This window comes from Pseudomonas vanderleydeniana (assembly GCF_014268755.2).
In the GTDB taxonomy this organism is placed as follows: Bacteria; Pseudomonadota; Gammaproteobacteria; order Pseudomonadales; family Pseudomonadaceae; genus Aquipseudomonas; species Aquipseudomonas vanderleydeniana.
The window spans coordinates 1702691-1715764 of sequence record NZ_CP077093.1 but is presented as its reverse complement, the minus strand read 5'-3'; the positions used below and the strand labels follow the sequence as shown (position 1 = coordinate 1715764).

The window sequence follows — 13074 nt, the reverse complement described above, 5'->3', positions numbered from 1 at the left end:
ATACAGACTCCCGGTTTCAACAAGCCAGCTTGGAAGAAAAAGGCGCGAGGTCAGGCGCCGGAGTGAAGCCAGATTAAGCCTGGGCTCAGCCTGCAAACAATCCGATAATCGATTATGTGTTCGATAATCGAACCAATTGTTTGCAACCTATCAACTCCGGCCAAGCGTCCACGCGCCCGCGCTGGCCTGCCCTTTCGGCCAGGCTCAGGTCGCATCCGCGTGGCTGACTCGTCCCTTGATCAACACAGCTGCCGTCGCCAGTGCCGCCGGTACCACCAGCACCGTCAGTACCTGTTCGAAACTCCACCCCATACCCAACAGCGTAGCCCCCATCCAGGCACCGAGAATCGCCCCGAAACGACCGATCCCGAGCATCCAGGACACGCCCGTGGCCCGCCCCTGTGTCGGATAGAAGCGCGCAGCCAGCGAAGGCATCGCCGATTGCGCACCGTTCACACACATCCCTGCCGCCAACACCAGGGTCCCCAGCAATGCGATATGACCCAGGCTCTGGCCAACCGCGTAGGCGAAGACCCCGGCCAGCAGGTAGAACGTGCCGATCACCTTGTGCGGGTTGAAGCGGTCCATGGCCCAACCGACCCCGACCGCACTCAACACGCCGCCGAACTGGAACAGCGCACCGATGAACGCGGCCTGCTCCAGGCTCGCGCCACTGTCACGCATCAGCGTCGGCAACCAGCTGGTCAGCAGGTAGACGATCACCAGGCCCATGAAGTAGGTCAGCCACAGCAGCAGGGTGCCGGCGCTGTAGGTACCGGAAAAAATCACCGCCAGCACATTGCGCGCCTTGACCGTCTTCTGCTCCGGCACGCTGAAGTCCGCCGCCGCGGCAACCTGTTGCGGTGCGATCGGTGCGAGGGTCTTGCGCACCTTGTCCACCCCCCGGTTGCGCACGACCAGGAAACGCGCCGACTCCGGCAACCAGAACAGCAGGACCGCCGCCAGCAGCAGCGGCAACAACCCGCCGATCAGCAACAGGCTGTGCCAGCCGAAGGCCGGGATCAGCTTGGCCGAGATGAAGCCGCCACCGGCCATGCCCAGGTTGAAGCCGCAGAACATGCTGGTGACCAGCAGCGACTTGTGCCGCTCGGGGGTGTACTCCGACAACAGCGTCGTGGCATTGGGCATGCCCGCGCCCAACCCCAGGCCGGTGAGGAAACGCAGGACCAGCAACTGGTCGACATTGCTGCTGTAGGCCGAGGCCAGGCTGAAGGCGCCAAACAGCAGCACCGCCCCGACCAGCACCACCTTGCGCCCGAAACGGTCCGCCAGCGGGCCGGAACCCAGCGCGCCGAAGACCATGCCGATCAGCGCGGCACTCATGACCGGGCCGAGGCTGGCACGGTCGATCCCCCAGTCCTGGGACAGCGCCGGGGCGATGAAGCCCATGGCCGCGGTGTCCAGGCCATCGAGGAAAACGATCAGGAAACACAAGATCACCACCCGCCACTGGTAGCTCGACAGCGGCTGGCTATTGATAAGGGACTGCACATCGAGGCAGTGACCGACAGCGGATTGAGGCTGGTTCATTATTTTTATTTCCACACAAACGCGCAGACGAACAGGCGCCGACCGGGCCGGCGACGTGGGATGAAACGGATTGGATCAGGCGTGCCGCGTCAGGACGACGAGCGCGCGGGAGAGGGATCGGCGGAGATGCTCATGGCGGTTTGGCCTCTTCATTATTATGGGGCGGCCCCGGAGCAAGCCTTGCCGGCTCGTCAATTCAGGACGCTGCCGCGACATTAATCAGCAGCGGCAAACCGCGCAATTCGATAAACGCGTAACTGGGCGGTTATCGAACAGCTTCGCCTGGCGAGCCGCTCGTCAGGCGAACAACTGGGCGCTCAGGTCGCGGCTGGCGGCGAGCATGTTCGGCAGGAAACGCTGCTCCAGTTCGCTGCGGCTGACACTCCCGGCATGGGTACTGACGTTCAGGGCCGCGAGCACCTGGCCCGAGGCGTCGTAGACCGGCACGGCGATCGAACGCAGGCCCTGCTCCAGCTCCTGGTCGACAATGCACCAGCCCTGCCGGCGAACCTGCTGCAGGCATTCGAGCAACGCTTCGGGGGTGTGCAGGGTCCGGCTGGTCTTGGCTTGCAGGTCGGCATGCTCGAGGTACTCCTGCAGCGACGCATCGTCCAGCGCGGCCAACAGGATCCGTCCCATGGAAGTGCAGTAGGCCGGCAGCCGGCCACCCACGGACAGGTCGACCGAGATCAGCTTCTGCGGGGTGGCCGAGCGAGCGATATAAAGGATGTCGTCGCCCTCGAGGGTGGCCATATTGCAAGCCTCGTGCAGCTGCTCGCTCATGCGATCCAGGTAGGGCTGCGCCGACACCGCCAGGGGGGTGGAGGACAGATAGGCGTGCCCCAGGGTGAGCACCTTGGGCAGCAGCGAATAGGTGCGCCCATCGGTGGTGGCATAACCGAGCTTGATCAGGGTATGCAGGCAGCGCCGTACGGCCGCCCGGGGAATTTCCGTGCGATGGCTGATCTGCGCGATGGTCAGGTGACGCTTGCGCTCCTGGAATGCCTGGACCACCGCCAGGCCGCGGGCCAGCGAGGTCATGAAGTCCGGGTCACCGGTAAAGGCCTGGATCCGCTTGGCGGGCGAGGCGACGATAGGCGGCGCGACGGAATTGAAGGCAGTACGCAGTGGATCGTTCATTCCAGGTCCTTGTTCACACGGTCAGCCGCTATTACAGGCTGCCGACAGCCGATAGACAAGCCGTTCGGGCCCTACATTGTGCGATTATCGAACACACGGCCGATAATCGCAATTGACCAGCGCGGTTTCGGGGCTTATAACGTTGCCTTGCCGCTCTGCGATTCCCGGCATACTGGTCAGGTACCCACCGGGGAACTCACCGGCACGGCCTTACCCACGAAGTAAGGCCGTTCTTCCCCCCTCCTCTTTTGCAACACCCCCGATAGCAACTTCCCCCTACCACCTTTATTACCTGGGCATTAGCCGCCTCACAAACTTCCAGCAATAATTCGCCGCCAAGAAACAGGCAGTACTTGCTCAAGTCCTCAAGTTACAGTTCAAAACTCCTACGCGACAAAGCCCCCGGACAAAGTTGACGGGCCTTCCCCTCTTCGCGGTAGTATTATTCAAACAGACCGATATACTCTCCAAACGACAATCATTCCGCTGGGTGTTGTCGTGACTGTGGGAGCTTGGGCTTGGAGCCGAGAGGCATATCCATTCCCGTGGTCGTGTTCATGGCAATGGAAAACTTTTCAATATCGAATTAGGTAACACTGTGACGAAAGACGAACTGCGCGCGGAACTTGAGCGCCAGGAGCAACGTTACAAGGATGTTTACGGCGGGGAAGTCACCACCTACGCCGCGCAACCCGAACCAGAACGCAAACCCTGGCGAAAACGAGCCAGCCGCCTGGACCTGGCCTTTACCCAGGAACTGCAAAAAATGGAACAGGAACTCAGGCCACAGGAATCCTAGTTGGCTCGCCCCTGAATCCTGTGAGACTTGCCCCTGCTGCCTGCTCATCCTATCCGGATTCTCCCAGGCACCTGGACGTCAGCGGCTCGCGCTACCCGCGACGAGCCCCGGAACCCGCCCCACCATCGGGCAGATTGACGCCAGGCAAGTCCTCACCCAGAAATTTCATACGGCTGTTTCGGCCTGTCGGCTTTGCAGCAAAACCTCGTGATTGCCAGACATTCCCAATGAAATCAGAAGCTTGTCATCCCCCCGGAAAGCCTGGGTTTTGCGGGTTTCCTACATTTTTTTTCATTGAAGAATGTTACCGATGGGCAGCTAGTGCATCGATTAGCGGGCTTTTCTGGCATAATCGCGCCCCCTTATGACCGGGTCAGAAAACCTACATGATCGATTTATTCAGCGGACTGGATGCTTGGGTCCTCGTGAGCCTGGTGCTCGCCCTGGCCTTTGTCCTCAGCTTCGAGTTCATCAACGGCTTTCATGACACCGCTAACGCGGTGGCGACAGTTATCTACACCAAGGCCATGCCGCCTCATCTCGCGGTGTTCTTCTCCGGTGTATTCAATTTCTTCGGGGTCCTGCTGGGCGGGGTCGGCGTTGCCTATGCGATCGTCCACCTGCTGCCGGTGGAACTGCTGATCAACGTCAACACCGGACATGGCCTGGCCATGGTGTTCTCGTTGCTGGCCGCGGCCATCACCTGGAACCTGGGCACCTGGTATTTCGGTATCCCGGCCTCCAGTTCCCATACCCTGATCGGCTCGATCCTCGGTGTCGGCCTGGCCAATGCCTTGCTCAACGACATTCCATTGGGCGACGGGGTCAACTGGCAGAAGGCGATCGACATCGGTGCCTCGCTGGTGTTCTCGCCGCTGGCCGGCATGCTGGTGGCGGGTCTGATCCTGGTCGGTCTCAAGTGGTGGCGCCCGCAGTCGAAGATGCACAAGACCCCGGAGCAGCGCCGTAAACTCGATGACAAGAAGCATCCACCGTTCTGGAATCGCATGGTGCTGGTGGTTTCGGCCATGGCCGTGAGCTTCGTGCACGGCTCCAACGACGGTCAGAAAGGCATCGGCCTGATCATGCTGGTGCTGATCGGTATCGTGCCGGCGCAGTTCGTGCTCGACCTGAGCACCACCACCTACCAGATCGAGCGTACCCGTGACGCGACGCTGCACCTGAGCCAGTTCTACCAGCGCAACAACGCCACCCTGAGCGAGTTCCTGGCCCTGGGCAAGAGCATGCAGGACGACCTGCCGGGCAAGTTCAGCTGTAACCCACAGCAGACCGAACCGACCATCGCCGCGCTGCTGAATGACCTCAAGGGGGTCAACGACTACCACTCGCTGGCGCCGGAAAAGCGCATCGAAGTGCGTCGCTACCTGCTCTGCCTGGACGACACCGCGAAGAAGGTCGGCAAGCTGCCGGGCCTGGACGCGCGTGAGAAGGCGGACCTGGAGAAACTGCGCAAGGACCTGACCACGACCACCGAATACGCACCCTTCTGGGTAATCCTGGCCGTGGCCCTGGCCCTTGGCCTGGGCACCATGGTGGGCTGGAAACGCGTGGTACAGACCATTGGCGAGAAGATCGGCAAGCAGGGCATGACCTATGCCCAGGGCATGTCGGCGCAGATCACCACGGCCGGGATGATCGGCCTGGCGAACATATTCGCACTGCCGGTTTCGACGACCCACGTTCTGTCGTCGGGTGTCGCGGGGACCATGCTGGCGAATAAGAGCGGGCTGCAGAGCAGCACGATCAAGACCATCCTGCTGGCCTGGGTGCTGACTTTGCCGGCGACGGTGGGCCTGTCTGCCGGGTTGTTCTGGCTTGCCTCGAAGATGATTGGCAGTTGATTTGACTGCGGTGATCTGAAAATCAAGGTGCTACCTTTGGGGGCACCTTTTTTTTCGTCTTGATGTTTAGTTGTGGTGTTTAACAGACAATCTGGGTACATATCCGTTTATTCATTTAACTGATGTAACGGTTTCGCCCCTTACGGGCGAGTTACTTTTTTCAGACGCGAAAAAAGTAACCAAAAACGCTCGCCCCTCCATTGGCCCCTCGCTACGCGAGGGGTTCCCTCATTCCGCCCTCGCTCCGTGGGTCGCGCCGCATGGGCATCCATGCCCATCGGCGCTAACTCGGCATCCATGCCGAGTTCCCCACTACACGAGGGCTCCATTCGGCCTGCTGGGAACGGGGCCAAAGATCAAAAACAAGAGCAAGAGCAAGAGCAAGAGCAAGAGCAAGAGCAAGAGCAAGAGCAAGAGCAAGAGCAAGAGCAAGAGCAAGAGCAAGAGCAAGAGCAAGAGCAAGAGCAAGAGCAAGAGCAAGAGCAAAGAGCTTCGCGGGCAAGCCCGGCTCCTACAAGTTTGCGTCGTGCACAGAGGCTGTATACGACACCCATCTGTAGGAGCAGGGCTTGCCCGCGAAGAGGCCATTGAAGTCGCCGAAAAACTTCCAGATTCACCCTTCTGCTTTTGATCTTGCTTTTGATCTACCTGCCCCGTTCCCAGCAGGCTGAGTGGAGGTTCTGTTTCGAGAGTCGCCCGGCAGGGAGGCCGGGCGAGCCGTGTTGGGCCATGGATGGCCCGTCACGGCGTGCTCTCGAAACAGGACCGGAGCGAAGGAACCCTCGCGCAGCGAGGGCCAATGGAGGGGCGAGCGTTTTTGGTTACTTTTGCCGCGACTGGCAAAAGTGACTCGCCCGTAAGGGGCGAAACCGTTACATCAGTTAAACGCACAAACGGATATGTACACCCAATAGCAGCCCCCCCAAAGCCAAAAACGCGAGGCAAAAAAAAGGGCGACCGAAGTCGCCCAAAATGCCTTGCGTGCTCGTTCTCTGAAAAGACCTAAGGTTTCTTCCTCTTATGTGAGTCTTTCCAGATAAAAAATCCAAATCCGCCGAGGAACACCACCATGAGGCCAACCGTCAGCACTCCGGCAATTACCACGTTATCGAAAAACATGACTGGCCTCCTGCACTCGCCTTGTTGCGATGGGCCTAAGTTACCCAAACGGGCACGGAGGAAAATTGACCGGCGTCAATGCCGCCCGGAACCGGGCGCGGGGAAAGGGGATTAACTGACTTGCATCAAGTTTCAGCGCAGATATCAGCGCTTTTTCGGCTTGTTCTTCGGCTTTTTCTTGGCCTTGCCCAGTGGCATCGCCTGCTCGAAGGCCTGGCGAACCTCATTCAGGCGCTTCTCGTTCAGGTCATGGATACGCTTGGCCCGCTCGGCACCCAGGTCAATCAGTTTGTCGTCTTGGCTCATGATCACTACATCGCTATCGGTCGAATTCAGCCAGGATCGTCCCCGGCCCACGCAATAGCCCAATAATGCGGGCAAGCGCCCGCGCTGACCAGCCAGGAAATGCATCAGCCTCCACCCGGGTATGTCCGCGGCTGCCATTTGCGCGCAGAATCGCTCACTCCACCGGCCATCCAGGAGCGTTGACGTGACATTGCCCAAGGACCTCCCGCCCCTGCTGGCCCTGCGCGCCTTTGAATCGGTAGCCCGACACCTGAGCTTCATCAAGGCCGCCGACGAACTGTCGGTCAGCCAAAGCGCAGTGAGCCACCAGATCCAGAAACTCGAACAACACCTGGACCAGCGCCTGTTCATCCGTCGCACCCGGGCCATTGACCTCAGCGACGCCGGCAGCCGCTACTACCAGCAGATCCGCCCGGCCCTGGAGCAGATCGCCGAAGCCAGCCGGCAATTGCGTACCCCCACATCACCGCGTGTCCTGCGGATCGGCCTGCTGGCCTCCTTCGCCACGCTCTGGCTGGCGCCGCGCCTCACCGACTTCATGACTCGCCATCCGCAGATCCAGGTCGCGCTGGAACCGTCGATCCAGCTCGCCGATGTCGCCGGCGCCCAGGTCGACCTCGCGATCCGCTACGGCAAGGGCGGCTGGCCGGATGTCGAAGCCCGACGCCTGATGGGCGAACGCCTGTTTCCCGTCTGCAGTCCAGCCTACAAGGCCAGCGCCAGCGGGCCTGGTCCGTTGCTGATGGCCCAGGCCCGGCACCCCTTCGAGTGGATCGACTGGGCCCGGCACCATCACATCGACCTGCAGCCCTACCCCACGGCCATGCTCCATGACTACAACATCGTGGTCGAAGCGGCCGTCGCCGGCCAGGGTATCGCCATGGGTCGCCAACGCCTGATCGAACGTCGGCTCAGGGACGGCTCCCTGGTACCTGCCTTCGATACTCCCCCCTATGAGAGCGAAATCGGCTACTGGCTGATCCGCCCCAATACCCTGCCCTGCGCAGAAGCCGAATGCTTCTGCACCTGGCTCACGGAACAATGCGCGAACGCATGAGCCAGATAGATACGTCCGATTGAATCTATCCGTTTGTCGGCCGAGGGTGCGCCGAGCATGCTGAAACCTTCTTCCAGGAGGTTTCCCCCATGAGCAATTCCCTGTCCGAACGCATCAGCCAACTGGGCCTGAGCCTGCCGCAGCCCAGCCAGCCGATCGCCAACTACGTGAATCACGTGATCAGCCACAACCAGCTGTTCATCTCCGGGCAGATCCCGCTGCTGGACGGCAAGCCCACCTACATGGGTCGCCTGGGTGACACCCTCGATGAGCACGAAGGCGCCAGGGCTGCGGAGCTGGCGGCCCTCGGCCTGCTGGCGCAACTGGGCAACGCCCTCGATGACGACCTGTCGAAACTGGTGCGCATCGTCCGTCTCGGTGTATTCGTGGCCGCCAGCCCGGATTTTCAACGCCAGGGCGTCGTCGCCAACGGCGCGTCCAACCTGCTGGTCAACGTGCTGGGTGAAAAGGGGCGGCATGCTCGCACGGCGATCGGCGTATCCAGCCTGCCCAGTGGCGTCGCAGTGGAAATCGACGCGATCTTCGAGTTGCAGCCATGATCGTCAACGACTGGTCGGACCGCGAAATCGCCGGGCTGCGTGCCGCCACGCCCGGCTGCTCGCAGGTGGTTCACTTCAATCACGCCGGCGCCTCACTCCCCAGCCAGGCGACCCTGGAGGCGATGGCCCGCCAACTGCAACGCGAAGCGGATATCGGCCAGATGGAGGCCGGGATCGAGGGCGCACGCCTGGAGGAGGAAGCCCGCCAGGCCGCCGCTGACCTGCTCCATGCCAACCCGCAGAACATCGCTTTCGCCAGCAGCGGTTCCGCCGCCTGGGGCCAGGCCTTCGCGGCCCTGGGCCCCTGGCGCGCCGGCGAGCGGATTCTGGTCGGGCGGCACGAATGGGCCGGCAACCTGGCCTGCATGGCCGAAGCAGTCAAGGCCGGAGCCCGCCTTGAAGTGATCCCCTGCGACGAAACCGGTGCGGTGTCGGTCTCCTCCCTCGAACAGATGATCGACACCCACGTGCGTCTGATCGCGCTGACCTGGCTACCGGCCAATGGTGGCCTGATCAATCCGGCCGAAGCCATCGGCCAGGTGGCCCGACGCCACGGCATCGCCTACTTCATCGACGCCGGCCAGGCGCTCGGGCAACTGCCATGCGATGTACAGTCACTGGGCTGCGACGTGCTCAAGGGCGCTGCCCGCAAGTTTCTCCGGGGGCCGCGAGGTACTGCGTTGCTGTATGTACGCGAAGGTTTTCTCGAACAGCTGGCACCCCGCTGCCTCGATGTACTGTCCGCGCCCTGGGACGGCCAGGGCTTCACCCTGCGCAACGATGCGCGTCGTTTCGAAACCAGCGAGCGCTCGCTGGTATTGATCGCGGGCCTGGCCAATGCCCTCAAGGAGGCCAATCAGCTCGGCATCGCGCGTATTCGCGGGAGAATCCAGGAGTTGGCCACAAAAATACGGGATGATCTCCGCCAGATCCCCGGAATTGAACTGCAGGACCTGGGCCTGCCCGGCCAGCAATCGGGGTTGATCGCCTTTACATTGGAGGGATGGGATGCCTTTGCACTGAAACAGCGGTTGGCCGAGAGCAATATCAACATCGGCGCCAACGGTACCGCCTACACGCCGCTGGACATGCAGGCCCGCGAACTGCCAGCGGTGGCGCGCATCGCGGTGAGCTATCTCAATACCGATCAGGAGATCGGGGTGCTGCTCCAGGCCCTCGCACAGCTGGCCCGGGAGCCTGGTCAGACTTCGACGTCGACCAGCAGGCCCTGACGTGGCTGGTCTTCCATCAAGGGGACCACCGGCACGGTGTTGTCGGCGTTGAGCTCGTCGCCCGGTACCGCCAGGTGGCGTTCCGGATCGTCCTCGGCGTCGGCCTCGCGCCGGCGTTGCTGTTCCTGCTGGCGCCGCTGTTCCTCGCGCAATTGCCAGGCGGCCTCTTCCGGGTCGCGCTTCTGCAGGTCGATGGTGCTCTCGTTGGAGCTTTCCTGCACGGGCACCACGGGCGGGATATCCGGTCGCGGTCGGATCGGGTCCTGCTGTGAAGTAACCGGCACGGCACTCAGGGGTAGCATCGGTGGCAACATGATTTTTTCTCCTGTCGGGCAAGCTGTCGGCTGCGGCCGGGGCGACTTGAGCCGTCAGTCGCGAAACTGTGACCCGGTTATCGCTAAAGGGTGCAATACGCTCCGACGAACGTCGCGCTGAACTACCTTTAACCTGAGTCAGTGTCCTTTCTGGAGATCAATCCTTTCGATCAAGAGCCTTTGGCCTGAAAGCGTCGATTCCGTTAAGATAGTCGGCTTTTTCAAGGCGGGAGTCAGGCAGCATGGCGCAGCAGTATCAACCGGGGCAACGCTGGATCAGTGACAGCGAAGCCGAGCTGGGTTTAGGCACCGTTCTGGCACAGGACGGCCGCTTGTTGACCGTGCTCTATCCGGCCACTGGCGACACTCGCCAGTACGCGCTAAGGAATGCGCCCTTGACCCGTGTGCGATTCTCGCCCGGGGACACCATCACCCACTTCGAGGGGTGGAAGATGACCGTGCGCGAAGTCGAGGATGTCGACGGGCTGCTGGTCTACCACGGCCTGAACGCCCAGAACGAAGCGGTCACGCTGCCGGAAACCCAGCTGTCGAACTTCATCCAGTTCCGCCTGGCCAGCGACCGCCTGTTCGCCGGGCAGATCGACCCGCTGTCGTGGTTCTCGCTACGCTACCACACTCTGGAACACACCAGCCGCCAATTGCAATCCTCGCTCTGGGGCCTGGGCGGCGCCCGCGCCCAGCCGATCGCCCACCAGTTGCACATTGCCCGTGAAGTCGCCGACCGTATCGCGCCGCGGGTACTGCTGGCGGACGAGGTGGGCCTGGGCAAGACCATCGAGGCCGGCCTGGTGATCCATCGCCAGCTGCTGTCCGGACGCGCCAGCCGCATTCTGATCCTGGTACCGGAAAACCTCCAGCACCAGTGGCTGGTGGAAATGCGCCGGCGCTTCAACCTGCAGGTCGCGCTGTTCGATGCCGAACGCTTCATCGAAAGCGATGCCAGCAACCCGTTCGAAGACACCCAGCTGGCCCTGGTGGCCCTGGAGTGGCTGGTCGAGGACGAAAAGGCCCAGGACGCGCTGTTCGCCGCCGGCTGGGACCTGATGGTGGTCGACGAAGCGCACCACCTGGTCTGGCACGAAGAACAGGCCAGCCCGGAGTACACGCTGGTCGAGCAACTGGCCGAGACCATTCCCGGTGTCCTGCTGCTGACCGCGACACCAGAGCAGTTGGGCCAGGAAAGCCACTTCGCGCGCCTGCGCCTGCTCGACCCGAACCGTTTCCACGACCTGGCCGCGTTCCGCGCCGAAAGCGAAAACTATCGCCCGGTGGCCGAAGCGGTGCAGGAACTGCTTGAGAAGGGGCGCCTGTCCCCGGCTGCACACAAGACGATCCAGGGGTTCCTCGGCAACGAAGGCGAAGCCCTGCTGACTGCGGTCAACGATGGCGATGCCGAAGCCAGCGCGCGCCTGGTGCGCGAACTGCTCGACCGCCACGGCACCGGCCGCGTGCTGTTCCGTAACACCCGCGCCGCCGTGCAGGGATTCCCGGAGCGCAAGCTGCACGCCTATCCGCTGCAGAACCCGGACGAGTACATGGAACTGCCGCTGGGCGAACACGCCGAGCTGTACCCGGAAGTCAGCTTCCAGGCGCAGGCGGACGGTGGTGACGAAGAACGCTGGTGGCGTTTCGACCCGCGTGTCGAGTGGCTGATCGACCAGTTGAAGATGCTCAAGCGCACCAAGGTGCTGGTGATCTGTGCCCACGCGGAAACCGCCATGGACCTGGAGGACGCCCTGCGCGTGCGCTCCGGCATCCCGGCCACGGTCTTCCACGAGGGCATGAACATCCTCGAGCGTGACCGCGCGGCCGCCTACTTCGCCGACGAGGAATTCGGCGCCCAGGTGCTGATCTGCTCGGAAATCGGCAGTGAGGGCCGTAACTTCCAGTTCGCCCATCACCTGGTGATGTTCGACCTGCCAGCGCACCCGGACCTGCTGGAGCAGCGGATCGGCCGCCTGGACCGGATCGGCCAGAAGCACGTGATCGAGCTGCATGTGCCGTACCTGGAAACCAGCCCGCAGGAACGCCTGTTCCAGTGGTACCACGAAGCGCTGAACGCCTTCCTCAACACCTGCCCGACCGGCAACGCCCTGCAGCATCAGTTCGGCCCGCGCCTGCTGCCGCTGCTCGAAGGTGGCGACGACGGCGAGTGGCAGAAGCTGGTGGACGAGGCCCGGGCCGAGCGCGAGCGCCTGGAAGCCGAACTGCACACCGGCCGCGACCGCCTGCTGGAACTCAATTCCGGCGGTGCCGGTGAAGGCGAGGCGCTGGTCGAGGCGATCCTCGAACAGGACGACCAGTTCGCCCTGCCGATCTACATGGAAACCCTGTTCGACGCCTTCGGCATCGACAGCGAAGACCATTCGGAAAACGCCCTGATCCTCAAGCCGAGCGAGAAGATGCTCGACGCCAGCTTCCCGCTGGGCGACGACGAAGGCGTGACCATCACCTACGACCGCGGCCAGGCCCTGTCGCGCGAAGACATGCAGTTCATCACCTGGGAACACCCGATGGTGCAGGGCGGCATGGACCTGGTGCTGTCCGGCTCGATGGGCAACACCGCGGTGGCACTGATCAAGAACAAGGCACTCAAGCCTGGGACCGTGCTGCTGGAGCTGCTGTACGTCAGCGAAGTGGTCGCCCCCCGCTCGCTGCAACTGGGCCGCTACCTGCCACCAGCCGCCCTGCGCTGCCTGCTGGACGCCAACGGCAACGACCTGTCGCCACGCGTCGCGTTCGAGACCCTGAACGACCAGCTGGAAAGCGTGCCCAAGGCCAGCGCCAACAAGTTCATCCAGGCCCAGCGTGACAGCCTGGCGCCGAAGATCAACGCCGGTGAAGCGAAGGTCGCCCCACGCCACGCCGAGCGCGTGGCCGAGGCGCAACGTCGCCTGGCCGCCGATACCGACGAGGAACTGGCACGTCTGACCGCCTTGCAGGCCGTCAACCCGAGCGTGCGTGACAGCGAGCTGGTCGCCCTGCGCAAGCAGCGTGAACAGGGCCTAGCGATGCTGGAAAAAGCCGCGTTGCGCCTGGAAGCGATCCGGGTGCTGGTCGCCGGTTGATCTGACTGTGCGCTGTGGGGCGGGATTCGTCCAGGGCTTCAAGCT

At 62.5% G+C, this 13074-nt stretch carries 11 protein-coding genes; 6 read left to right on the top strand and 5 right to left on the bottom strand.

Annotation, left to right across the window (positions count from 1 at the left end):
• Positions 1-204 precede the first annotated feature (204 nt).
• Positions 205-1551, bottom strand: coding sequence for a 4-hydroxybenzoate transporter PcaK (pcaK, locus tag HU752_RS07645; RefSeq protein ID WP_186688478.1), 1347 nt, complete (start codon positions 1549-1551; stop codon positions 205-207).
• A gap of 297 nt (positions 1552-1848) precedes the next feature.
• Positions 1849-2691 (bottom strand): pca regulon transcriptional regulator PcaR, encoded by an 843-nt coding sequence (gene pcaR, locus HU752_RS07640; protein ID WP_186688481.1) that lies wholly within the window; start codon positions 2689-2691, stop codon positions 1849-1851.
• Positions 2692-3289: 598 nt separating this feature from the next.
• On the opposite strand from pcaR, the gene HU752_RS07635 reads away from it, so the two are divergent.
• Entirely contained in the window at positions 3290-3490 is a 201-nt protein-coding gene (locus HU752_RS07635; protein WP_186688484.1) for a hypothetical protein, read from the top strand.
• A 386-nt stretch (positions 3491-3876) separates the two neighbouring features.
• Positions 3877-5352, top strand: coding sequence for an inorganic phosphate transporter (locus HU752_RS07630; RefSeq protein WP_186688486.1), 1476 nt, complete (start codon positions 3877-3879; stop codon positions 5350-5352).
• 1002 nt (positions 5353-6354) lie between these two features.
• Here the strand turns inward: HU752_RS07630 and ccoM are convergent.
• Together ccoM and HU752_RS07625 are read right to left on the bottom strand one after the other, a co-directional pair.
• Complete coding sequence (gene ccoM / locus HU752_RS31940; protein WP_010449458.1) at positions 6355-6471, bottom strand: cytochrome c oxidase subunit CcoM; 117 nt, start codon at positions 6469-6471, stop codon at positions 6355-6357.
• A gap of 144 nt (positions 6472-6615) precedes the next feature.
• On the bottom strand, positions 6616-6777 hold the full coding sequence (locus tag HU752_RS07625; protein WP_186681887.1) for a hypothetical protein: 162 nt from the start codon (positions 6775-6777) through the stop codon (positions 6616-6618).
• A 184-nt stretch (positions 6778-6961) separates the two neighbouring features.
• Here HU752_RS07625 and HU752_RS07620 point away from each other — a divergent pair, with 184 nt between their 5' ends.
• From HU752_RS07620 to HU752_RS07610, 3 genes are all read left to right on the top strand, one after another.
• Complete coding sequence (locus HU752_RS07620; RefSeq protein ID WP_186681889.1) at positions 6962-7834, top strand: LysR substrate-binding domain-containing protein; 873 nt, start codon at positions 6962-6964, stop codon at positions 7832-7834.
• Between the two features lie 89 nt (positions 7835-7923).
• The gene (locus tag HU752_RS07615) at positions 7924-8394 is read left to right on the top strand and encodes a RidA family protein (RefSeq protein ID WP_186681891.1); all 471 of its coding nucleotides are present in this window, start codon (positions 7924-7926) and stop codon (positions 8392-8394) included.
• Complete coding sequence (locus tag HU752_RS07610; RefSeq protein ID WP_186681893.1) at positions 8391-9626, top strand: aminotransferase class V-fold PLP-dependent enzyme; 1236 nt, start codon at positions 8391-8393, stop codon at positions 9624-9626. The genes HU752_RS07615 and HU752_RS07610 overlap by 4 nt, the downstream gene beginning before the upstream one ends.
• Here the strand turns inward: HU752_RS07610 and HU752_RS07605 are convergent.
• Positions 9596-9940: an aspartate-semialdehyde dehydrogenase gene (locus HU752_RS07605; protein WP_186681894.1), complete on the bottom strand. Its 345-nt coding sequence runs from the start codon at positions 9938-9940 to the stop codon at positions 9596-9598. The two genes, HU752_RS07610 and HU752_RS07605, sit on opposite strands and share 31 nt — an antisense overlap.
• A 242-nt stretch (positions 9941-10182) precedes the next feature.
• On the opposite strand from HU752_RS07605, the gene rapA reads away from it, so the two are divergent.
• Positions 10183-13029: an RNA polymerase-associated protein RapA gene (gene rapA / locus HU752_RS07600; protein WP_186681896.1), complete on the top strand. Its 2847-nt coding sequence runs from the start codon at positions 10183-10185 to the stop codon at positions 13027-13029.
• Positions 13030-13074: the final 45 nt, after the last annotated feature.

Bases quoted from the DNA above. Each gene is read 5' to 3' on its own strand.
- pcaK (WP_186688478.1), bottom strand. From the start codon at position 1,551: ATGAACCAGCCTCAATCCGCTGTCGGTCACTGCCTCGATGTGCAGTCC.
- pcaR (WP_186688481.1), bottom strand. From the start codon at position 2,691: ATGAACGATCCACTGCGTACTGCCTTCAATTCCGTCGCGCCGCCTATC.
- HU752_RS07630 (WP_186688486.1), top strand. From the start codon at position 3,877: ATGATCGATTTATTCAGCGGACTGGATGCTTGGGTCCTCGTGAGCCTG.
- ccoM (WP_010449458.1), bottom strand. From the start codon at position 6,471: ATGTTTTTCGATAACGTGGTAATTGCCGGAGTGCTGACGGTTGGCCTC.
- HU752_RS07625 (WP_186681887.1), bottom strand. From the start codon at position 6,777: ATGAGCCAAGACGACAAACTGATTGACCTGGGTGCCGAGCGGGCCAAG.
- HU752_RS07615 (WP_186681891.1), top strand. From the start codon at position 7,924: ATGAGCAATTCCCTGTCCGAACGCATCAGCCAACTGGGCCTGAGCCTG.
- HU752_RS07610 (WP_186681893.1), top strand. From the start codon at position 8,391: ATGATCGTCAACGACTGGTCGGACCGCGAAATCGCCGGGCTGCGTGCC.
- HU752_RS07605 (WP_186681894.1), bottom strand. From the start codon at position 9,940: ATGTTGCCACCGATGCTACCCCTGAGTGCCGTGCCGGTTACTTCACAG.
- rapA (WP_186681896.1), top strand. From the start codon at position 10,183: ATGGCGCAGCAGTATCAACCGGGGCAACGCTGGATCAGTGACAGCGAA.